Genomic DNA, 20,841 nt, shown 5'->3' on the forward strand with positions numbered 1-20,841 from the left:
CTGGGGCGCATGGCGGGATGAGAGTGCCTGCCATGCGGCGCATCGGGGAACCTTACCTCAATATCACTGGCCTTACGCGAAGAGATCGCATCGCGCACTGCATGTTTTTCGTATTACCGTCACAGGAGGATTTAACACATGTCGAGTAGCAACTATTACGATGTCACCGAGTGGAAGGAAGGGAATCCGTATCAGGATATTGGTGAGGTCATTAATAGCATTATCGCAGATATTAAAGCCAGGCAAACGGATGCCGACATTAATAACGGCGGAAAGCCCGGTGCAGTCATCTATATTCCACCGGGTGATTATCCTCTTCTTACCCAAGTGGTGATAGATATCAGCTATCTGAAAATCATGGGGTCCGGGCATGGTTTCACCTCTTCCAGTATCCGTTTTAATACGCCGGAGAGTGAATGGAAAAACTGGCACGAAGTGTGGCCGGGAGGCAGCCGCATACTCGTTGAGATGCAACCGGCAGCAGGCGGGGAGGCGTCTGCCGGGGCTGCCTTCTATATCGAACGCAGCGGAGACCCGCGGATAAGTTCTGTCGAGTTTGCTGATTTCTGTATTGATGGGTTGCACTTTGTGGACGATGGCTCAGGGAATGACGATCCTGAAAATACTTATCTCAATGGTAAAACAGGTATTTATATTGCCAGTGCGCAGGATTCATTCCGTATCAGCGGCATGGGGCTGGTGTATTTAGAGCATGGTGTCACTATTTATAACGCTGACGCGCTGGCGATACATAATAACTTCATTGCTGAATGTGGCCACTGCATTGAGCTGCGCGGCTCGGGGCAGGCATCGAAAATAACCGACAATCTCATCGGTGCCGGTTACAGGGGATATTCCATTTACGCACAAAATTTTGGCGGATTGCTTATCACTGCCAATAATATTTTCCCGCGCGGGAAAAGCAGCATTCATTTTTCCGGCGTAGTGCGTTCCTCTGTCAGCAATAATCGGCTCCATTCATTTTATCCGGGCATGCTGGTCTTTGAAGACAACTGCGCAGAAAACCTGGTGTCGGCCAACCATTTCTTCCGTGAGCGCGAACCCTGGGCTCCGATGCAGGCTTACAACAACGGCTTGGATGATTTATACGGACTCCTTTATATCAGTGGCGACAATAATTCGATTATTGCCAATCATATATCGGAGACTATAGATACCCAGTATATTACCCCGTCAGGCGCTACCCCGGTGATAATCCGCGTGGTGTCCGGGCAGGGGAATCATATTTCAGATAATCATATCGTTGCCACCACCGAAACGTCACAAGCCCATGATGCGGCCGCAAGTGCTTGTTTCTCCACGCAGGTAAGCGCGTTGCTGGCGACTGACGGACTGGCAGCGCTTGATGTCATCACCGTGCGGATCGAAAAAGAGTCCCGGCAAAATATTGTCCTGGATTCAGGCGGTGATGCTCAGGTCGTGCTGGACAGGGCGGTGAATGCCTTCAGGGCCACTCCCGTTCCGGGCCAGAGCTGTTAATGGGGGTTGTCCGTACGGATACCGGAGTCTGAAAAGCAGCACAAACTTTCTCAAAAAGGCGGGCGGTGTGCCCGCTCTCAACGGCTTATAAAAATAGCAAAGTCCGAACACGCTTCCCGCTGCGGGACTTTATTGCCGCACCGTTCTTACGATTCGGCAAATTTCAGCAGCGCTTCACCATCAAGGCGATAGCGTACCCATTCGGACTGCGGCAGCGCGCCGATGCTCTGGTAAAAATCAATGGCGGGCTGGTTCCAGTCCAGCACGCTCCATTCAAGGCGGCCGCACTGCCGTTTCACCGCGCATTGCGCGATATGCTTCAGCAGCGCGCTGCCCGCACCTTGGCCGCGATAGTCAGGGGAAATATACAAGTCTTCCATATAAATACCGTTACGTCCGAGCCAGGTGGAATAGCTGGTGAAGAAAACGGCATACCCGACGATTTTACCTTCCATCTCACCGATCAACGCTTCGGTGTTACTGCCTGCGCCAAAAAGGGTTTCCCGGATTTCATCCGGCGTGGTGACCACTTCTTCCGGGGCTTTTTCATACACCGCCAGCTCATAGATCATGGCGTAAATGGCGGCAGCATCTTCCGGGCGGGCCTGACGAATCGTGATACTCATGGGTTTCCTGTTCTCTCTGCGGGGGACATTGATGGCGCTAAGCATAAGGGGTATTGTCAGAAGAATTAAGTGCAATGAAATCACCCAATGATGAATATTATGCATCCGGCGCTGAGGCGTCTTGATTTAAACCTTCTGCCGGTTTTTGACGCGGTTTATCGTCACCGTTCCGTGCGTCTGGCGGCGGATGAACTGGCGATGAGCACATCGGCGCTGAGCCATGCGCTGTCGCGGTTGCGTATTGCCCTCAACGATCCGTTATTTTACCGCGAAGGCCACCGTATGTGCCCCAGCGTATATGCCACGCAGCTCGCGCCTTCTATCGCTTCGGCACTGAAATTCCTCAATCAGGAGCTGACGCCGCCGCCGGAGTTTGCCGCCGCCGCCAGTACGGAGTGTTTACAAATTGCGATTACGGATTTTACCGCGTTGTGTATTTTCCCCGTCCTGATGCAGCAACTGCAGCACGAAGCGCCCGGCCTGCGCTTTGAGCTACTCTATTTGCCGCACAGCCCGGCGCTGACGGAATTGCTGGCGGGCGAAGTGGATCTGGCGCTTGGGTTCAGCACGCCGGATGATATCCGCCATCCGGAACTGGAAGAGATCGGTTGGTTTGAAGATGAGTATGTTGTCATCAGCAACACCCGCCGGACACGGCTGACGCTGGAGGATTATCTCGCCGCCCGGCATCTGGTGGTGACGCCCTGGAATGAGAAACGGGGCGTGCTGGATTTACAGCTTGAGCAGATGGGCTATACGCGGCAGATAGCGATCAAAACGCCATCGATGCTCAGCGCGCCGTTTATCGTTGCGCAAAGCGATCTGCTGATGGCGATTCCCCGGTTTGCCGCAGAGACGCTGATGCCGGCAACGGATATCAGGATTTTTGCATTACCGTTTGCGATACGCCCGTTTGAAGTGAAGATTTATTCCCATAAACGGAGTGGTAAGCGCGGCGCGACGAACTGGCTGAAAGAGAAACTGCAGATGCTGGCGCAAGAGGTTAACGCAGGGCGGTGAATGCGGAAAGTCTGTGGGGCACCGGGCGTGAGTCGTTTGGTCGCGGAAGCGGCGTGTCTGGGCACCACGAACGGCGGCTTTAAAAGATAGAGCATCTCCGGTCACTTTACGCCTATATCCAGTCATGATAAGTTCGGATGATGAATACAAAACACGTTATCAGCGTTTTCAGTCATAACCTGTGGTGGCTGCCTTCTTAAAGGCGGCCTGAATGTGTATTCCCCATTTTCAAATAACCGCCGAAAGGGCGGTTATTTGCTTTGATAAGACCCCTTTTCGGCCTGAGGCTTAAGGAGTCTTATATGAATGACCAAACCATTATTCTTACCGGCGATCGCCCAACCGGCCCGCTGCATCTGGGCCACTTTGTCGGCTCGCTGCGCCAGCGTGTGGCCCTGCAACATGATTATCAACAGTTTGTATTGATCGCCGACCTCCAGGGGCTGACAGATAATGGCAGCAATCCGCAAAAAATTCGGGACAATATTCCCGAAGTGCTGGCCGATTATCTTGCTGCGGGTATCGATCCCTCGCTCACGACCATTTGTCTGCAATCTGCGCTGCCCGCCCTTGCCGAACTGACCGCGCTTTATATGAACATCGTTACCGTGGCGCGCGTGGAGCGTAATCCAACGGTAAAAAATGAGATTGCACAGAAAGGTTTTGCCCGTTCATTACCGGTCGGCTTTCTGGTCTATCCCATCAGCCAGGCGGCGGATATTACCGCTTTCAAGGCCAGCAGGGTTCCCGTCGGTGATGATCAATTACCGATGATCGAACAGACCAACGAAATCGTGCATAAGATGAACAGCCTGTTTCCCGAACCGGTATTACGCCACTGCAAGGCCATGTTGAGCGACACCGGCCGCCTGCCGGGGATCGACGGCAACGCCAAAATGTCCAAATCGCTGGGCAATACTTTGCTTCTTTCCGCCAGCGAGGAGACCATCCATCGCGCGGTTAGCGCAATGTACACCGACGAAAAACACCTAAAGGTGACCGATCCGGGGCAGATAACCGGCAACATGGTATTCACCTATCTGGATGCGTTTCACACGGATAAAGCGAAAGTCGCAGAGATGAAAGCGCATTATCAACGGGGCGGACTGGGTGATCGGGCATGCAAAAATGAGCTGGAGACGTGTTTGCAGGAGCTGATTGCTCCTATGCGCGAGCGGCGTGCGACTTATATTCAGGACAAAGGCATGCTGATGGCACTGTTGAAACAGGGCAGCGAACGAGCGCATGAAGTCACGCAGCGCACCTTACAGGAAGTGAAGCGGGGGCTGGGCGTGCCGGTATTCTGAGTGTGAGTCGAGCCGTTTAGCCAGGCGTCTGAATAGTGGTGAGACGGCTCAATGCTGGTGATGTGAGGGAGCGTAAAGGTCCGCTTTTCGCAAAGCGGACGCTGCCTTAAAAGTCTTGCATAAGATCGGAAACGATTTCTGCGGCCGGACGAACCGATTTGATGACGGAAATACCCGTGCCTGTGGAGACGACCCCTTGATCAAAATTGCCGAGCCGCATGGCCTGCCACAAAGAGTGGTATCCGTTCATTACCTTAAACATGGTTTCACGGTCGGTGCCCTGCGCTTCTAATTCTGCCAGCTTCGGGCTCAGAGTGGTGGGCAGGGTGCGGTAATACGCCGGCAGCGTACGGAAAAGCAGCAGATCTTCAGCACTCGACTCTACAATCAGGCGTTTGACTTTCTCATCTGCGGGGTTTTCCAGGGCCGTCAAAAACAGGCTGCCGGCAAATACCCCTTCCGCTCCCAATGCCATGGCGGCACGCACACCCCGCACATCAGCTATACCGCCGGCGGCAACGACCGGGATTTTTACGCTATCCGCGATCATTGGCACGATACTGAACGTCCCCGTCACGCGGGATGGCACGGTGCCCCCTTCGTCAAAACCGGTTGCAATGATGATGTCGGCCCCTAATTTCTCTGCCTCTTGCGAATTGGCGATAGTGGGCGTCAGGGCACGGTAAAGCATTTTTATGCGGTGACTTTTAAAAAAATCATATATTTCAGCGTCCAGCACTTCATTGATCAGTACTACTTCCACGCCTTCTTCAACGAGCATTTCTGCGGTTGCTCGCCAGAAGCTCATATCAGGTCCGTTAATTAACGTTGCGGCAAAAGGGTTTTCCGTCAGTTTTTTTACTTTTCTGATCTCCTCCCGCATGCGATCCAGTGCGACATAACGCGAGCCGGGCAGGCTGTCTTGCCCGGCGTGTGGCCCCAGCGTGCCCAGCCCCCCGGCGTTTGAAACGGCAGCGACGAGTTCAGCATTGGTCAGAAAATACAAGGGGGCCTGTATGAGCGGATAGCGGATATGCAAGCGTTCAGTGATGCGGTTATTCATTGTTCAACCTTGGTAAAAATCAGACAGGTGAAATATTACCCTTTGCAAAATGGAATGGAATCACCAAAAATGAATACATGATTTCCAAATATGGAAAGTAAAGTGGACTTTAACGCAACGAAATTGTTCATCGCGGTGGTGAATGCAGGCAGTTTTTCTGCGGCCAGTGACAGAATGGGTGTGCCGATCTCAACTTTGAGCCGAAAAATCAATGAGCTTGAGCAGGCGTTAAACGTACAGCTCCTGGAACGGTCGAAGCATGGGGTTAAGCCAACCTATAAAGGACAACAGTTCTTTGAACAGGCGCGTCTGGGCGTCGAGCTGCTGGAGGATGCACAAAAATCGGTAACCTCAGCCCACAAATTACAGGGCAAATTACGTCTGTCTGTCCCCCCTAACTTCTCACTCTGGTGGGATTTACTGCTCGAATTTCAGCAGCGTTATCCTGATATAAAAGTATTTTGTCATTCAAGTGAAAGAGTCGTCGATTTGTTTGAGGATGGCGTCGATGTGGCGCTCAGAATGGGTAACTTAAATATCGATGATGTGATTGCCAAACCTGTCATGACGGTAGAGTCCTTGTTTGTGGCAAGCCCCAAACTATTAGCGCGTTACGGCACGCCAAAGACGCTGGCTGAAATGGCCCGGTTGCCCGTTGCCGGCTGGGAAAGTCTGAACCATGGTTTTTTTGAATGGGACTCTGGCTCAGAAAAGGTTAAATACGAGCCATTCTTTTCCACCAATAATGCACAGGCATTGATTCATTATGCCTTGAGTGGCATGGGCGTCTCACAGCTACTGGATTTTTCAGCCAGGCCCTGGCTGGAAAGCGGGGAGCTGGTGCAGCTTTTACCCGGGACGGTTAAACAAACCCTGCCGTTACACCTTATCTATGCCCGCCATAAACATCCTTCAGCACTTGTGCGGGCTTATCTGGATTTTTGTGCTGAGTGGGTGGGAAAGCTGAAATAGCGTTGCAACAACGATGTCCGTTCGCTATGACCGCCGCTCCATTCGTTGCCTGAAGGTGCTGTGCCTTCAGGCATTATCATGGCGTGTGACAGACAAGATCGCCGGCGGATGGCCGAGGCAGCATGCCGGGCCCACGCGCTATGAGCAATCCGGCTCGGTGTTTATTTAATGGGAACGCTTGGCGTCGGCGGCGTCGATAATTTTTTTCCCGGCTTCGACATAACGCATATCCCCGATATCTTTAACCTGATACTTCCCATCGCGGTATTCTATTTTGACGGCGGCCGCATTCCCCATCCCTTTATTTTTCAGCGGATCGTTTGTCATATCTGAAATCATAATACCGATAGACATCCCGGAGGATACGGCCAATACATTTTTATCATGGTGCTGAAGCGCATCTTTGACCATCATGCCCAGCGCCGATTGCATACGGTCTCTGACCTGGCCTGCGGTTTCAGCATCATGCTTCTCATCAGCCTTACTGATAGCATCCGCCAGTTCTGTCAGGGACATTTTCCCTTGCTGACGCAGTTCAGTCATTGCACTATCGCTTTTTAAGCCCAGCGCTTTACCTGCCGCCGTATTCATTTCGTTATTGGGTAAGCCTTCGAAGCCGCCAAAAAATACTTCGCGTAATGCTTTAAGTTCTTTAGGAGCCGCCTGGCTATTTTGGCTTTGCATGATCAACGATAATGTTTCCCGCTGTCTTCCAAGATCGCCGGAATAGTATTTTTTGAAACCGATGTCTTTGCTGCCGGCGCCGAATTGACGGGCCACTTTTTCGCCTGCTTGTGTCAACGGTGTATCTGACCATCCCTGAACGCGGTCATACAGGTTAAATATTGTTTGGCCGTGACGGACGAAATAGATATCCACATTGCCTTTGCCATAATCCTGCAATTTTGCCATGGCCGAACCCGATAGCAACATTAACGTTGCCAGAACAGATGCTGTTTTTTTCATTTTTATATCCAGGATGTTTGCCATAAAAATGTAATATAAAATAATAAATTACAGAGGGCTGCAACTGAGATCACAAAAATGAATGTGTCGCTGTAAATCTATAATTACCCCCCGTTATCACGTGGGGAACTGGTGTGTAATAAATATGACGTGGTGCTCTTTATGGCGATATGTTTCAGCGATGAGCGTGCCATTTAGTTTTAAGGCATTCCTCTAAGATTCAGTATATTTAAATAATTTTTCCAAGTGATTATTGTGGGTGAGATACAACGGTATACGTTAATTTTACGTAAGGCCGGTTTTAAAGCGGTTCTGTCAGCATCTAATGGGTAACGTTCAGCGCAATTGCGCATACCCGTTCTGGCCAGTAAGTTATTAAGACGCTTTTACTGGCCAGCGGTGTGACTCGATTAATGCAGCTCTGCCGTTTGCCCGGTTTTGTCCGTCAGGCCGGATAATACGGCCAAGATCAGCGCAACGACGGAAAGTCCAGCGCCCGCCCAGTTAGGCGACTGCAGGCCGAAACCCGCGCCAATAACGGCGCCGCCCAGCCAGGCGCCAATGGCGTTACCAAGGTTGAAAAGGCCAATGTTAACGGCGGCGGCCAGCGTGGGCGCACCCGCTGCCCGCGCTTTATCCATCACCAGCTTCTGGATCGGAGAAACGGTCGCAAAGCCGAACGCGGCCATCAGGAAAATACAGACGGCCGACATGGCCTGGCTGTGGGTGGTAAAGTTAAAAATCAGTAGCACTATGGCCTGGGCCGCCAGCGTGATATACAGCATCGGCATCAGAGCACGGTCTGCATATCTGCCCCCCAGTTGGTTGCCGACAAACAGCCCCAGTCCGAACAGCAGCATCAGCCAGGCAAGGCTGCTTTCGCTGTAGCCAGCCTGTTCCGTCATCATGGGGGCGATATAGGTTATGGAGGTAAAGAACGCGCCCGGCCCGAAGACGGTAATGCCCATGGCAAGCAGCACATTGACGTTTCTGAAGGCATTAAACTCATGGGCGAAGTTATGGTTCTGCGGACGGGGCTGGTGCGGGATCAGCATACCAATGCTGATAACGGTAACGATGCCAATGACCGCAATCGCCATAAAGGCGTCACGCCAGGAAAGGTGCTGCCCAATCCAGGTGCCGGCGGGCACGCCGATCAGGTTGGCTACGGTCAGGCCCATAAACATGAATGCGATTGCCCGCACGCGCTTCGAGGGCGTAACCATATCTGCCGCAATGATCGAGCCGATACCAAAGAATGCACCGTGGGTCATAGAGGTAATCACTCTGCCCAAAATGGCGATGCCTAGCGTGGGCGCAAATGCCGTAACAAGGTTACCGGCGACAAATAACGCCATCAGGAAGACCAGCATGGCTTTACGCGGTACTTTGGAGCCCAGAATAATCAGGGCTGGCGCCCCGACAAACACCCCCAGCGCGTAGGACGTAGCCAGGTTGCCGGCAACGGGAATGCTGACGTTAAAATCGGTGGCGATCACGGGGAGAAGGCCGGCAATAATGAATTCAGTGGTACCAATACCGAATGCACCTATCGCCAGAGCCCAGAGAGCAAATGGCATAACACATATCCTGTCAGTAAAATATTTGCGTTAAGCTGCCCGTCGTCATTGGGCCGGCCTCCGGCAAAAACCGGGTGGGCGCCGCAGTGGCAGCAGGGCAGTCAGAATATAAGTTTGCCGAAAGTTGATAAACAGCTCTGAAATCGCCTGAGCGTTGACAAAAATTCTACTTCAGGTCGCCAAAATACCCCTCAGAAGATTTTGTAAGCAGTTCATCAACGATGATCCGCACCTTGGGAATAAGATGCCGGGTTCGGGGCCAGATGACGTTAAGCTCAACCGGGTCGGGCATATGATCCGCCATTACCGTCACGAGATGGCCCGCGTCGAGATGACTCTTCACCATCGACTCCGGAAACTGCGCAATACCCGCTCCCGCCAGGCAGGCCTGGAGCATGGCGTCTCCGTCACTGATCTGGTGCGCCGCAGCAGAGATAAATTTCACTTCTCGTTCTCCCACCGGGCGCAGCCGCCAGGCAAGGGGGGCTCCCCGCCGGTAGCCCATAATACAGCTGTGCGCTTTTAGCGCCTCCGTGTCCCCGGGCACACCGTACTGCTCAAGATAAGCGGAAGAGGCGCACAGTATGAGGCGCTGCCGGCCCAGGCGCCGGGCGATCAACGCATCGGTACTCTGCAGTTCTCCCAGGCGCAGCACGAGGTCAACGCCTTCCTCCACCGGATCGATCAGACGATCGTTAAAAGTCAGAGCGAGTCGCAGAGCCGGATAACGGCTAATCAGCTCAAGCAGTACCGGCATCATCAGGTTCCGGCCAAATGACGCCGGCATATCTATCCGGACGGTACCTGCGGGGTTGTCCTGACGCTTGCTGAGCGTGTTTTCCGCAGAGTCCAGGATTTCCAGCGCCGAAAGGCAGCTTGTGAGATAGGCTTCCCCGTCACTGGTCAAGCTCAGTTTACGCGTGGAGCGGTGAAACAGTCGCGTTCCCAGCCGCGCCTCAAGCCTGGCCACGCTTTTACCGACCGCGGACTTTGTAATGCCCAGCTGCTCTGCGGCTTCAGTAAAACTGCTCGATTTTGCCGTAATGACAAAATGTGTAATGCCCCGCAGGGATTCTGCTGTAAATCCGGTAGACATAATGTTGACTCAGGAGTGGTTAATAACGCATTTATCGATGTGTAATTCTATACCAGGCCTGAGTCAGTGCGTAAACAACGCGCCGGCCACTGCCGGAGTGTTGGGATGAGGTTGAGCGCGACGGCAGATAGCGTATGCTAATTATTATCGCATTGAAGGAAAGCCTTATGGATTACAGCAAAATTATCAAAGAAATAGGGCGCGGCAAACTGCACGCGCGCAGTCTGGACCGGGAAACGGCGCGCCAGCTGTACCAGGCGATGCTGGCCGGCGAGGTGCCGGAGCTGGAGCTGGGCGGCGTGCTGATCGCTTTGCGCATCAAGGGCGAGGCGGAAGAGGAGATGCTTGGCTTTTACCAGGCGATGCAGCAGCAGGTGACGCAGCTGCAGCCGCCGGCGGGGCGGCCGATGCCGGTGGTGCTGCCGAGCTACAACGGCGCGCGCAAGCAGGCCAACCTGACGCCGCTGCTGGCGTTGTTGCTGGCGCGGGTCGGGCTGCCGGTGGTGGTGCACGGCGTGGTGGACGATGCCACGCGCGTTACCAGCGGGGAAATCTTTCAGGCGCTGGGGATCAAGGCCGCCGCGGACGCCGCAACGGCGCAGCAGCAGCTTGATGGCGGCGAGGCGGTATTTATGCCGGTGACCGCGCTGTCGCCGGCGTTGGAGCGTCAGCTCGGTTTACGCTGGCGCATGGGGGTGCGCAACAGCGCCCATACGCTGGCCAAGCTGGCGACGCCGTTCGGCGAGCATGACGTGCTGCGCCTTGCCAGCGTCTCTCACCCGGAATACGTGGATCGCGTTGGCTCGTTTTTCCGTCAGATCGGCGCGCGCGGCCTGCTGATGCACGGCACCGAAGGCGAGGCCTACGCCAACCCGCAGCGCTGCCCGCAGATTCATTTTATCGCCGACGGTGAACAGCGCGTGCTGCTGGAGCGTCCGGCGCTGAATGAAACGCCGGCCTTACCGGCGGCGAAAGACGCCGAGACCACCGCGGGCTGGATTGAGCGCTGCCTGGCCGGCGAGGTGGCGATCCCGCAGGCGCTGGCGCTGCAGGTCGCCTGCTGTCTGGTGGCGACCGGGCAGGCGACGACGCTGGAACAGGGGCTGGCGCGGCTGGCGTAACGCCATTTTGCTTTTCACCTCAGGGGCGGGCGTGTCCCGCTTCGCCACAGGAAAGGACGGTTATGCAACAGGCTCTCGATTACTTTAATCAGTTAAATCAGGACTATCTTCAGGTGCACCAGACCAAGGAGGAGTTGTTCTGGCAGCAGTATATGGGCACCGGCGCCGATGACGTGTCGGCGCGCTTTACCGCGGCGGAAAGCGCCTATAAGCGCTTTATCGGCGAGCCGCGCCGCCTGGCGGAAATCCGTCAGCTGCTGGCGCAGTTGGAAGAGGAAACGCCAAGCGAGGCGCTGCGCGCGCTGCAGCACGGCCTGAACGGCTGGCTGCGTTTCTTTGACTGCAACGCGGTGGAAGATCCCGAGGCGCAGAATTTATTGGATCAGATCATCGCCGCCGAGGCCGATCTGTTCGATCGTCGCAAAGCCTATCCGGTCACGCACCTGAACGCGCAGGGCGAGCGGGTGGCGGCGTCGCTGGGCGAGCTGCTGACCAATCAGGCGACCAACGAAAATGAGGCGTACCGACGCAGTTCACAGGACGCGCTGCGCGATCTGGAACAGTGGCTGCTGCACAACGGCCTGCCGGAACTGATCGGCCTGCGCAACCGCTTTGCGCGCCAGATGGGCTACCGCAACTACTTCGATTACAAGGTGAATAAAACCGAGCGCATGACGCCGGAACAGCTGTTCGCCATTCTCGACCGCTTTGAGCAGCAGACCCGCGAGGCTAACGCGCACAGCCTGCGGCAGCTGGCGGAGCAACAGGGCGAACAGGCGCTGCAGCCGTGGAACATCCGTTTTGCCAGCGCCGGCGACGTTACGCGGCAGCTCGATCCCTACTTCCCGTTCTCGCAGTCGCTGGAGCGCTGGGTGAACAGCTTCAAGCGGCTGCATATCAGTTTCCGCGGCGCAGCGCTGAATCTGGATCTGCTGGTGCGGCCGGGCAAATACGAAAACGGCTTTATGCACGGCCCGGTGCCGCCGTTCGTGCAGCAGGGGCAGTGGTTGCCGGCGCAGATTAACTTCACCAGCCTGGCGCAGCCGGGGCAGGTGGGCAGCGGCGCCTACGGCCTGAATACCCTGTTCCACGAGGGCGGTCATGCGGCGCATTTTGCCAATATCGCGCAGAACGCGCCGTGCTTCTCGCAGGAGTTTCCGCCCACGTCGATGGCCTATGCGGAAACCCAGTCGATGTTCTGCGACAGCCTGCTGGACGACGCCGACTGGCTGAAGCGCTATGCGAAAAACGCCGCCGGCGAGGCGGTGCCGGATGCGCTGATCAAGGCCGGCATCGACGCGCGCCAGCCGATGCGCGCCTTTAACGAACGCCATATTCTGCTGGTGCCTTACTTTGAGTGGGCGCTGTATCAGTGGGATGATGCGCAGCGTACGCCGCAGGCGATAGCACAGCTGGCGCGCGACGTTGAGCAGCGGATCCTCGGGGTCAGCGGCAGCCCGCGCCCGACGCTGGCAATTCCGCATCTGTTGTCGCTGGAGTCGGCCTGTTCGTATCAGGGTTACCTGCTGGCGCTGATGGCGGTAGAGCAGACGCGCCACTTCTTCCTGCAGCGTGACGGCTACCTGACCGATAACCCGGCCATCGGCCCCGATCTGGCGCATCACTACTGGCTGCCGGGCAACAGCGTCAGCCACGACGACACCCTGCGCAGCCTGACCGGCGAAGGCTTTAACCCGGACTACCTGGCGACGGCCTGCAACCAGACGGTGGAGCAGGCCTGGCAGGCGGCGCAGCAGACGATGGCCGCGGCGGCGGCGCGTCCGCAGCCGGCGGCGGATTTCAATCTGCAGGCGCATATCCGCGTGGTGGATGGCGATCGCGTGCTGGCGGATAACGCCGACGGCGACGCGCAGATGTGCCGCGACTTTGCCGCAGCGATAGAGGAACGCTCGTAAGCGGCGCGCGGGCGCGCTACTTCAGCGCGTCCGGCCGCACCAGATCGAAACGGTGGCTTTCCTCGATGGCGTAGTACGCCGTCGGGCCGCCGGCGCGCAGGATCGGCTGTGCGGCGGCGGTCTGGTAGACGCCGTGCTCATCCAGCAGCGCGCGCTCGATATGCACCGCCACCACTTCCCCCAGCACCAGCCAGGTATCGACCTTGTCGCCGGCCGCGCTCTGCAGCTGGATGCACTGGCTCAGCCGGCACTCAAAGTGCACCGGACTTTCCGCCACCCGGTCGACCTTGACCTTGCGGCCGGCCAGCGGCGTCAGGCCGGCGAAGGCGAATTCATCCTCGTGGCGCGGCAGCGACGCCGAGCTGTTGTTCATCGCCTCGGCCAGCGGGCGGGTCGCCAGATTCCAGACGAATTCGCCGGTTTCCACGATGTTGGCCACGCTGTCTTTCCAGCCGGAGCTGGCGAAGCCGATGATCGGCGGCCGGTAGTTGAAGCAGTTAAAGAAGCTGTAGGGCGCCAGATTACGCTGCCCGTCGGCGCTGACGGAAGAGATCCAGCCGATCGGGCGCGGCCCGACAATGGCGTTCAGCGGATCGTGCGGCAGACCGTGGCCGGCGGCGGGTTCATAGTAATAACGTGATTCACTGCTCATGCTGTCTGTGCCCTCCCGGGCTGAATGGCGGCATCCTGACGGATAAAAACCCCTTTATTCTGGCGTGTTTCCCGCAGGCTGCAAGTTTACCCGGCGAATATGCTATCTTATGCCGCAGTTCCCGCCAGTAAGAGTACGTCAGGTGCAAAAAAAGAAAACCTTCCCGCAGCAGAAAAACGGCCTGCATCCCCGCAACCGCCACCGTTCCCGTTATGATTTTCCGCAGCTTATCGCCAGTTGTCCGGCCTTGGCGCCGTTTGTCACGCCGAATCAGTGGGGCGATGAGTCGGTAGACTTTGCCGACCCGGCGGCGGTGAAAATGCTGAACCGCGCCCTGCTACAGCATTTTTACGGCATCGAGCACTGGGATATTCCGGCCGGCTATTTGTGCCCGCCGATCCCCGGCCGCGCCGACTACCTGCATCATCTGGCGGATTTACTGGCGGCCGGTAACGGCGGCGCGATCCCGCGCGGTAAGGGCGTGGCGATCCTCGATGTCGGCGTGGGCGCCAACTGCATTTACCCCATCGTCGGCGTGCGCGAATACGGCTGGCGTTTTACCGGCTCCGAGGTCGAGAGCGGGGCGCTGCAGTCGGCCAAAATGATTGTCGCGATGAACCCGCAGTTGAAAAACAGCGTGCGTCTGCGGCAGCAAAAACAGCCGGAGCGGATTTTTGACGGCATCATCGGCGCTGCCGAGCGCTTCGATGCTACGCTGTGCAACCCGCCGTTCCACGCTTCCGCCGAGGAAGCGCGCGCCAGTACCCGACGCAAGCTGCATAAGCTGGGCAAAGGCGAGGTGGCGGCGAAGCCGGTGCAGAATTTTGGCGGCAAGAACAATGAGCTGTGGTGCGCGGGGGGCGAAGAAGCCTTCGTGTGTGCGATGGTGGCGGAGAGCGTCGGCAAAGCGGAAAACTGCCTGTGGTTCACCTCGCTGATTTCCAAAAGCAGCACGCTGCCGGCGGTCTATCAGGCGCTGCGGCAGGCGGGGGCGGTGGAAGTGCGCACCGTTGAGATGGCGCAGGGGCAAAAAATCAGCCGCTTTGTCGCCTGGACGTTCCACACGGCGGAGCAGCAGGCCGCCTGGGCCGCCGAACGCTGGCGCTGATCCTGTCCCGTTTACGCGCCGGCATCCTCGCCGGCGCAAATAGTGTCCTGACTGTTCTTTCCTTTTCGCCGGCTTGGATGATACTCAGCCGGCCTGCCACTCGGCGACCAGCGTTTGCACCAGCTGCGCCGCGGGCATTTCCCGCGCCAGCGTTGCGCCCTGGCCGGCCCACTGGGCGCCGAACCCCGGCTCGCCCCGGGCGGCGGCAGCGGCGGCAAGCGCTTTGCCCAGCGCATAGGTCAGCGGGTAGGGCGGAATGCTGTCCTGCGCGACGTCGCGGGTAAACCGGCAGAATGCGTTATTGATGCATCTGGCCGGCCGGCCGGAGATGGCGGAGACCATCACCGTATCGGCGGCCTGCGGGCTTTGCAAACTGCGGCGGTAAGCCTGATTGGCGGCGGACTCCGGGCACAGAATAAACGCGGTGCCCATCTGGACGCCGGCCGCGCCCAGCTTCAGCATCGCGGCCATCCCCGCGCCGTCCATAATGCCGCCGGCCGCAATCACCGGCACGTCGGTGACCCGCCGTATCGCCTGCACCAGGGTAAAGGTGGTTAGCCGGCGGTCGTCATCCTGCAGATTAAACTGGCCGCGGTGCCCGCCGGCCTCAATCCCCTGCGCCACAATAAAGTCAATCTGGCTGGCCGCAATCCGGCTGGCTTCTTCCGGCGTGGTGGCGCTGGCGAAGGTGACGATACCGTGCGCTTTTAACCGGGCGATAAACGCGGTGGACGGGATGCCGAAGTGGAAGCTGACCGCCGCCGGGCGCAGGGTTAACAGCACTTCCAGCATGCGCGCGTTATCCTGGAACGTTTGGTAGATCTCGCTTAATTCAGCGGGCGGCTCGGCGCCGTACTGGCGGAACAGCGGCGCGAAGCGTTGGATCCACGCCTGCTCCAGCGCCGCATCGCGCTGCACCGGCGGGTGGCAGAATACATTGACGTTTATCGGCCCGGCCGTCAGCGCCTGCGTTTTGCCGATCATCACTTCCGCCTGCTCCGGCGTGGAAGCGCCGACGCTGATGGAGCCTAACGCGCCGGCGTTGCTGACTGCCGCCGCCAGCTCAGGGGTGGAGACGCCCGCCATCGGCGCCTGAACCAACGGGTACTGCAGATTAAGCCGGGTACACAAAATGGTTTTCATCGTTACACCTGCTTGAGTTCACGGTAAGGTAGATAAAATCTCGTGTAGAGACTTAAAAATCAATATCGTTTTCAAAATGAGAATGAAAGATGAACCATACTTCACTGGAAATCTTCAAAGTGGTGGCGGAAGAGCTGAGCATTAACCGTGCCGCCCGACGGGTGGGGCGGGTTCAGTCCAACGTCACAACGCGCATCCAGCAGCTGGAAGAAGAGCTGGAGGTTCAGCTGTTTATCCGTGAGAACCGGGCGCTGCGGCTGTCGCCGCAGGGCAAGAAATTCCTGGCGTATACCAAAAGAATGCTCAGCCTGGCGGAGGAAGCGCGCCAGTCTCTGCATCCCCACAGCCCGAGCGGCCAACTGGCGTTTGGCGCGATGGAGTGCACCGCCGCCAGCCGGCTGACGCAGCCGCTGGCGACGTTCAGCCAGGCCTGCCCGGCGGTGCGGCTGAGCTTTACCACGCTGCCGACGCGCCAGCTGACGGAAAAGGTGCAAGAGTGGGAACTGGACTGCGCGCTGGTGGCGCTGCCGGCTGATGAAGAAGGGGAGGTGATGTGCCCTGACGGACTTGCCTGCCAGCCGATGTTTGTCGAGCGGCTGATGCTGCTGCAGACGGCGGAAGGCTGCGACGCCGGGAATGGGCGCACCGCCCGGAAGCTGGCCGCCTTTGTTGACGGCTGCACCTACCGGGAAATTGCTCTGCGCCTGCTGGCCGGCGGCACGGGCGATCGACCGCCTGAGGTGCAGGCAGTCGGTTCTTACCATGCGATGCTGGCCTGCGTCGCGTCGGGCAGCTACTGCTGTGTGCTGCCGCAAAGCGTGCTTGAGCTGCTGTCGCTGCCGGCGGGGCTGAGCGTGACGCCTGCCGGAACGGCCGTTACCCAGTTTATCTGGCGGTCGGAGAGCCGTTCGCCGGCGGTGGAAAGTCTGCGCCGCACGCTGCTGGCGACGTCCAATATGGCGGAGATGTCACGGTGATGAGGGGGCCGGCCGTATGCCGGCCCCGTACCGGCGTCAGGAAACGTGCTGCAGGAACTCCTGCAGGCGCTGGCTTGGCGGGTGATTGATCAACTGATGCGGATCGCCGTCCTGCGCGATGCGCCCTTTGTCGATAAAGATCAGCCGCGAGGCCACCTTCTCGGCAAAGCCGACCTCGTGGGTGACGATCACCATGGTCATGCCCTCCTCGGCCAGATCCTGCATCACCTTCAGCACCTCGTGGCGTAGCTCGGGATCGAGCGCCGAGGTGGGTTCGTCGAACAGCATCATTTTCGGTTTCACCGCCAGCGCGCGGGCGATGGCCACACGCTGCTGCTGGCCGCCGGACAGTTCGGACGGATAGTGATGCGCGCGCTCCGCCAGCCCGACCTTTGCCAGCAGCTCACGCGCCAGTTTATCGGCGTCGGTTTTACTCAGGCCGCGTACGCGGATCGGGCCGAAGGCGACGTTTTCCAGCGCCGTCAGGTGCGGGAACAGGTAGAACTGCTGGAACACCATCCCGGCTTCCTGACGGATCAGCCGTTCGTCGACGTGCGGATCGTTGGCCTTTAAGCCGTCGACGATCAGATCGCCGGCGGTGATCTCTTCCAGTTTATTGATGCAGCGCAGCAGGGTGGATTTGCCGGAGCCGGACGGCCCGATAATCACCACCACTTCCCCCTGATCGATCTTCAGGTCGATATCGTGCAGCACCTGGGTTTGCCCGAAGTGCTTGGAGACGTTTTTAAATTCAATCACAGGATTTTCATCCTTCTTTCCAGACGACGCAGCACAAAGCTCAGCACCAGCGTGATGATCAGATAAATGACGGCGACGGCGCTCCAGATTTCCAGCGCGCGGAAGTTGCCGGCGATGATTTCCTGCCCCTGACGGGTCAGTTCGGCGACGCCGATGACGATAAACAGCGAGGTGTCCTTAATGCTGATAATCCACTGGTTGCCCAGCGGCGGCAGCATGCGGCGCAGCGCCAGCGGCATGATCACATGGCGGATGGTTTCGCGTCGCGACAGGCCGAGCGCCAGCCCGGCTTCGCGGAAGCCGTTATGAATTGACAGCACCGCGCCGCGGGTGATTTCGGCAATATAGGCGCCGGAGTTGATCATAATGGTCACCACCGCGGCGGTGAACGGGTCGATGCGCAGGTCGGTAAACGCCATGGGCAGGGCGAAGTAAATAAACATCACCTGCACCACGATCGGCGTGCCGCGGATCACTTCGATAAAGACCAGGGCGATATGGTTGGCGATCCAACCGCCGTAGGTGCGGGCGAAACCGGCGATGAGGCCGATAATCAGGCCGCCAATCAGACCGAGGACCGAAATCCACAGGGTCATCTTGGCGCCTTCTAACAGAATGGGCAGGGCGGGCCAGATGGCGCTCCAGTCGAACTGCATGGTGTTTACTCCCGGTGTTCCCCAATGGGGGATCAGAGACAACAGCACACGGCGGGCCGGGTGACGACGCCGCCGTGTGCGATGAACACGCGGTCAGACGTGATTATTTGGGTTCGCTACCGAACCATTTTTTATAGATTTCGTTGTAGGTGCCGTTTTCACGCAGCGTTTTCAGCGCGCCGTTGACCTTCTCGCGCAGATCGCTGCCTTTCGGGAAGGCGATGCCGTATTGCTGTGCTTCCAGCGAGTCGCCCACCGTTTTGAATTTGCCGGCGCCGGCGGTCTTGATAAAGTACAGAATGTTCGGCGTGTCGTGCACCACCGCGTCGGCGCGCTTGGTGCCCAGCTCCATATAGGCGTTGTCGATATTCGGGAACTGGCGCAGATCCTTGGTTTTGACGTGTTCCTTCACGTAATCCACCGAACCGGTGCCGCTTTTCACCGCCACCACTTTGCCGTTCAGGTCGTTGACGTTTTTCACCTCGTCATTATCGGCGTTGACCATCACCAGCAGGCCGCTTTTGTAGTAACCGTCGGAGAAATCGATGGCTTTCTGGCGCTCTTCGGTAATGGTGATGCCGGCCAGCGCCACATCAACGTTTTTGGTCTGCAGCGCCGGGATGATGCCGCCGAAGTCCATCGGCTTCAGGCTGTAGTCCAGCTTCAGCTCTTTGGCGATGGCGGCCCACAGATCGATATCGAAACCGACGTATTGGTTACCCTGTTTGAATTCGAAAGGAACGAAGGCGGTGTCGGTGGCGACCACCAGTTTGTCTGCTGCGTGAGAACTTACGGCAAAGGCCAGCGACAGGGCGGCCAGCGAGGTTTTAAATATTGACTTCATGAGAGGAATTTCCTGTACAGGTTGTGATTGACCCATTTTTTTATTGCATTATCGCCATGAAATAATCGTGCCACGTCTGCGATTTCTATAAAAACAAAGGGTTAAGATGTGATGTTGTGCCGTTACGGCGAGTTATTATGATTACGCTCTCAATGGGTGCCCAATAATGATGCGGGCGATCGCCGTTGGTGCGTTGGCTTATGATTAACTAAAAAGTGGTGGCAAAACAACCGAAAGTTAACAATTACGCATCAATACTGATAACTAAATCTAACTTTTTGGCGCAACGCAGGGGATGTCGCAGCGCAAAAAAACCGCTCAGGTGGCCCTGAGCGGGGGAAGATTAGCGTAGTTGGCTGTCTTTACTGCCGCGGCGGTTGTACAAACTGCCGGCAGCGTGTTTTTTATCCAGCGCGTTCTGGCAGTTCAGGCAGTAGCGTACGCCTTGTAAAGCCTGGCGGCGCGCCAGCGGGATTGCTTCCCCGCACTCCTGACAGTATTGTTCGCTTTCGCCGTGTCCCAGCGCCTGCCGGGCGCGCTGTACGGCGTCGTCGACGGTGGAGTCGATTTGATCCTGAACCGCGCCGTCTGCCGCCCATCCGCTTGCCATAAGCCACCTCCTGCCGTAAAAGACCTCTCAACAGAATATGGTGTTTTTTTCGCCGATTTCAAGCGTGGTTCGCAGATGACAACAGGCTGACGCCGCAGCGACAGCCTGTATAAGCAGGGTTATTCGATATTGGCTTCAATAAACCACAGGAATTTATCCAGATCGCGCGAAGCGGCGGTAAAGATATCCGCGGTGTCTTCGTCATCCACGGCGCTGATTGCCTGGCGGATGTCGTTCGCCACGATGCCGTAACGGTCGGCCAGCGCTTTCAGGTGTTCCTGTACGCTGTGGATATGGGTCGGGTAGCTTTTCAGCGGCGTGGCCGCGTTGACGGTCTGCACGGTGCCCAGCGCAATGCCGCCCAATTGGACCACGCGCTCGGCGAAGATATCCAGATGATCGGTAATCGCGGTGCGGAAGCCGTCGAGCATTTCATGTACGGCGATAAAGTTGGCGCCGCGCATGTTCCAGTGCGCCTGTTTGGTGATTAGCGACAGGTCAATAAACTGTGTGAGCTGGTGGTTCAGGATGCTGATAGTTGCCAGCTTGGTTTTGTCATCCATATCATTGCGGGTATACAGAAGGTCAGAAGATTTCGTTTTCACCAGTTTTGCGGTACTCATAAAGATATCCTCTTAAATTGTTGTCCCAAATTCATTACGGAATAATTATAGCAGCGTCGGGTTATTTTATCGGCTGATAAAGGCTATGGATTAAATAGGCGGAGGCGATGTAATGGCGTGTTGGTGTTAAATCAATGTTAATACTGACTCGATTTTAGTTATTGATAAATAGTGATTTTTTTATTTTAAGTGGTATGTGGAGGCATTATTTATCGGGTGTTGCTTTGGCACGATGTTTAATGACTCGTTGATAATCAACGGATAAGTTCTTCTCCCACGGTTAATCATCCTGGTTATGTTTT

General features: G+C 57.0%; 20 protein-coding genes. 8 read left to right on the top strand and 12 right to left on the bottom strand.

Features of this window, described 5'->3' with window-relative positions; all coding sequences use genetic code 11:
- The first annotated feature begins 138 nt into the window (after positions 1 to 138).
- On the top strand, positions 139 to 1,500 hold the full coding sequence (locus TAN611_RS07405) for a NosD domain-containing protein (RefSeq protein WP_203067455.1): 1,362 nt from the start codon (positions 139 to 141) through the stop codon (positions 1,498 to 1,500).
- 146 nt (positions 1,501 to 1,646) lie between these two features.
- Here the strand turns inward: TAN611_RS07405 and TAN611_RS07410 are convergent, their stop codons facing one another.
- A complete protein-coding gene (locus tag TAN611_RS07410; protein WP_105230328.1) occupies positions 1,647 to 2,126 on the bottom strand; it encodes a GNAT family N-acetyltransferase in 480 nt (159 codons plus the stop codon).
- Positions 2,127 to 2,213: 87 nt separating this feature from the next.
- On the opposite strand from TAN611_RS07410, the gene TAN611_RS07415 reads away from it, so the two are divergent.
- Complete coding sequence (locus tag TAN611_RS07415) at positions 2,214 to 3,146, top strand: LysR family transcriptional regulator (protein WP_105230329.1); 933 nt, start codon at positions 2,214 to 2,216, stop codon at positions 3,144 to 3,146.
- A 302-nt stretch (positions 3,147 to 3,448) separates the two neighbouring features.
- Positions 3,449 to 4,453: a tryptophan--tRNA ligase gene (gene trpS / locus TAN611_RS07420; RefSeq protein ID WP_197951571.1), complete on the top strand. Its 1,005-nt coding sequence runs from the start codon at positions 3,449 to 3,451 to the stop codon at positions 4,451 to 4,453.
- 106 nt (positions 4,454 to 4,559) lie between these two features.
- On the opposite strand, the gene TAN611_RS07425 is transcribed toward trpS, so the two are convergent.
- A complete protein-coding gene (locus TAN611_RS07425; RefSeq protein WP_197951573.1) occupies positions 4,560 to 5,516 on the bottom strand; it encodes a nitronate monooxygenase family protein in 957 nt (318 codons plus the stop codon).
- Between the two features lie 90 nt (positions 5,517 to 5,606).
- Here TAN611_RS07425 and TAN611_RS07430 point away from each other — a divergent pair, with 90 nt between their 5' ends.
- Entirely contained in the window at positions 5,607 to 6,488 is an 882-nt protein-coding gene (locus tag TAN611_RS07430) for a LysR family transcriptional regulator (RefSeq protein ID WP_238404520.1), read from the top strand.
- A gap of 165 nt (positions 6,489 to 6,653) precedes the next feature.
- Here the strand turns inward: TAN611_RS07430 and TAN611_RS07435 are convergent, their stop codons facing one another.
- The 3 genes from TAN611_RS07435 to TAN611_RS07445 form a co-directional block, all read right to left on the bottom strand.
- The gene (locus TAN611_RS07435; protein ID WP_238404521.1) at positions 6,654 to 7,454 is read right to left on the bottom strand and encodes a histidine phosphatase family protein; all 801 of its coding nucleotides are present in this window, start codon (positions 7,452 to 7,454) and stop codon (positions 6,654 to 6,656) included.
- 410 nt (positions 7,455 to 7,864) lie between these two features.
- On the bottom strand, positions 7,865 to 9,034 hold the full coding sequence (locus tag TAN611_RS07440) for an MFS transporter (RefSeq protein WP_105230334.1): 1,170 nt from the start codon (positions 9,032 to 9,034) through the stop codon (positions 7,865 to 7,867).
- Between the two features lie 166 nt (positions 9,035 to 9,200).
- Positions 9,201 to 10,130 (bottom strand): LysR family transcriptional regulator, encoded by a 930-nt coding sequence (locus TAN611_RS07445; RefSeq protein ID WP_203067456.1) that lies wholly within the window; start codon positions 10,128 to 10,130, stop codon positions 9,201 to 9,203.
- Positions 10,131 to 10,297: 167 nt separating this feature from the next.
- On the opposite strand from TAN611_RS07445, the gene ybiB reads away from it, so the two are divergent.
- Complete coding sequence (gene ybiB, locus TAN611_RS07450) at positions 10,298 to 11,251, top strand: DNA-binding protein YbiB (RefSeq protein ID WP_203067457.1); 954 nt, start codon at positions 10,298 to 10,300, stop codon at positions 11,249 to 11,251.
- Between the two features lie 62 nt (positions 11,252 to 11,313).
- Positions 11,314 to 13,167, top strand: a complete 1,854-nt coding sequence (locus tag TAN611_RS07455; protein ID WP_203067458.1) for a M3 family metallopeptidase — start codon at positions 11,314 to 11,316, stop codon at positions 13,165 to 13,167.
- A gap of 16 nt (positions 13,168 to 13,183) precedes the next feature.
- Here the strand turns inward: TAN611_RS07455 and TAN611_RS07460 are convergent, their stop codons facing one another.
- Positions 13,184 to 13,819 (bottom strand): flavin reductase family protein, encoded by a 636-nt coding sequence (locus tag TAN611_RS07460; RefSeq protein ID WP_105230338.1) that lies wholly within the window; start codon positions 13,817 to 13,819, stop codon positions 13,184 to 13,186.
- Positions 13,820 to 13,961: 142 nt separating this feature from the next.
- Between TAN611_RS07460 and rlmF the strand changes: the two genes are divergently transcribed.
- Positions 13,962 to 14,927, top strand: a complete 966-nt coding sequence (gene rlmF, locus TAN611_RS07465) for a 23S rRNA (adenine(1618)-N(6))-methyltransferase RlmF (RefSeq protein ID WP_203067459.1) — start codon at positions 13,962 to 13,964, stop codon at positions 14,925 to 14,927.
- An 84-nt stretch (positions 14,928 to 15,011) separates the two neighbouring features.
- On the opposite strand, the gene TAN611_RS07470 is transcribed toward rlmF, so the two are convergent.
- Positions 15,012 to 16,070: a nitronate monooxygenase family protein gene (locus tag TAN611_RS07470; RefSeq protein WP_187043435.1), complete on the bottom strand. Its 1,059-nt coding sequence runs from the start codon at positions 16,068 to 16,070 to the stop codon at positions 15,012 to 15,014.
- Between the two features lie 89 nt (positions 16,071 to 16,159).
- Between TAN611_RS07470 and TAN611_RS07475 the strand changes: the two genes are divergently transcribed.
- Positions 16,160 to 17,047, top strand: coding sequence for a LysR family transcriptional regulator (locus TAN611_RS07475; RefSeq protein WP_111737477.1), 888 nt, complete (start codon positions 16,160 to 16,162; stop codon positions 17,045 to 17,047).
- Positions 17,048 to 17,083: 36 nt separating this feature from the next.
- On the opposite strand, the gene glnQ is transcribed toward TAN611_RS07475, so the two are convergent.
- The 5 genes from glnQ to dps form a co-directional block, all read right to left on the bottom strand.
- Complete coding sequence (glnQ, locus tag TAN611_RS07480; protein WP_105230342.1) at positions 17,084 to 17,806, bottom strand: glutamine ABC transporter ATP-binding protein GlnQ; 723 nt, start codon at positions 17,804 to 17,806, stop codon at positions 17,084 to 17,086.
- Positions 17,803 to 18,462 (bottom strand): glutamine ABC transporter permease GlnP, encoded by a 660-nt coding sequence (gene glnP, locus TAN611_RS07485; protein ID WP_105230343.1) that lies wholly within the window; start codon positions 18,460 to 18,462, stop codon positions 17,803 to 17,805. The genes glnQ and glnP overlap by 4 nt, the downstream gene beginning before the upstream one ends.
- A gap of 103 nt (positions 18,463 to 18,565) precedes the next feature.
- Positions 18,566 to 19,306, bottom strand: a complete 741-nt coding sequence (gene glnH / locus TAN611_RS07490; protein ID WP_105230344.1) for a glutamine ABC transporter substrate-binding protein GlnH — start codon at positions 19,304 to 19,306, stop codon at positions 18,566 to 18,568.
- 343 nt (positions 19,307 to 19,649) lie between these two features.
- On the bottom strand, positions 19,650 to 19,916 hold the full coding sequence (locus tag TAN611_RS07495) for a DksA/TraR family C4-type zinc finger protein (RefSeq protein WP_105230345.1): 267 nt from the start codon (positions 19,914 to 19,916) through the stop codon (positions 19,650 to 19,652).
- A 119-nt stretch (positions 19,917 to 20,035) separates the two neighbouring features.
- Entirely contained in the window at positions 20,036 to 20,539 is a 504-nt protein-coding gene (gene dps / locus TAN611_RS07500; RefSeq protein WP_105230346.1) for a DNA starvation/stationary phase protection protein Dps, read from the bottom strand.
- Between the last annotated feature and the right edge of the window lie 302 nt (positions 20,540 to 20,841).

Source organism: Serratia sp. Tan611 (genome assembly GCF_905188235.1).
Classification (GTDB): Bacteria; Pseudomonadota; Gammaproteobacteria; order Enterobacterales; family Enterobacteriaceae; genus Serratia_B; species Serratia_B rhizosphaerae.